1 protein-coding gene is annotated in these 1,219 nt (G+C 72.8%); it reads right to left on the reverse strand.

Features of this window, described 5'->3' with window-relative positions; all coding sequences use genetic code 11:
* The coding region (locus AC27IQ_RS24935; RefSeq protein ID WP_487091209.1) for a DUF1800 domain-containing protein at window positions 1–1,219 on the reverse strand (1,219 nt) is incomplete at both ends.

Below are 1,219 nucleotides of genomic sequence, written 5' to 3' on the forward strand. Positions count from 1 at the left end.
GGTGCGCCTTCGGGGCGGTAGAGCGCGGCCGCGCCCGCGCCGGCCAGCGCCCGCGCCACCTCGAAGCGCACGGCCATCTGGCCCGAACTGGTCCACGCGGCCGAATCGAGCGGGTAGCCGTCGGGCGTGGCACGGCCATACAAGGGCTCTGCCAGGCGCTGCAGCCACGACAGGGCCGGATCGGGGTTGGCCAGCACGCGGTCGGCATAGCCCATGCGCAGGCCGGCCATCACGTACTGCACGGGGTCGCGCAGCCGCTTGCCCAGCGAGGCCTGGAACGGCGCGCTGGCGAACAGCGTCTGCAGCACGGCGGCGATGTGACCGTCGCTGCGGGTGAACGACTCGGCCATGGCCTCCAGCAGCGCGGGCGGCGGCGCATCGCCCACCAGGTAGGTGGCGAGCTTGCGCGACACGAAGCGCGCCGTGGCCGGGGCGCGGGCCAGGCGGTCGAGCGCCTCGTCCAGTTCGGCCATGCCCTGGCCCTGCAGCGGCTGGCCCAGCAGCTCCTTGGGGCCCCAGTCGTGGCGCTGGGGGTGGAATTCGTACAGGCCGTGGCGCACGTACTGGCGCGTCCACTCGGCTTTGAGCTTCGGCGGCGGCTCGCCCAGCGGGCGCAGCGACACGCCGTGGCCGGTGAGCACGCGCGCCATCTCCTGCACGTCGCGCTGGCTGTAGCCGCCGTCCACGCCCAGGGTGTGCAGCTCCATCAGCTCGCGCGCGTAGTTTTCGTTGATGCGGTTGGCGGCGTTCTGCGCGTTGTCCAGGTAGCGCAGCATGGCGGGGTGGCGCACGGTGGCGCCAAGCAGGTCCCGAAAGCGCCCCAGCGCGTGCGGGCGGATGGCGCGGTCCTCGTAGTCGCCCACCATGGCGCGGATGTCGGCCTTGCCGGCGAAGACGCTGAAGTGGTTCATCCAGAACCAGGTCATCTTCTCCTTCAACTGCGCGGGCGAGTACACGGCCCGCAGCACGAAGCGGCGCTCGGCCTCGCGCTGCAGGGCCCGCATGTCGCGCTGGTAGGTCTCCTGCGCGGCCTTGCGCGCCTCCTCGTCGGGCAGGTCCTTGATGGCCTGCTGGCGGCCCTGCATGTCGATGGCCAGCACCTCCATGGGGGTACGGGTGATGGCCATGGCGTCGATCTGGGCCTGGGCCTCGGGCGGCAGGGCTGCGGGGGCGGAGCGCAGCTGGGCGGCCAGGTAGCCCGCCGTGCCGGCCTCGGCCA

Source organism: Acidovorax sp. KPB24-07, assembly GCF_057543315.1.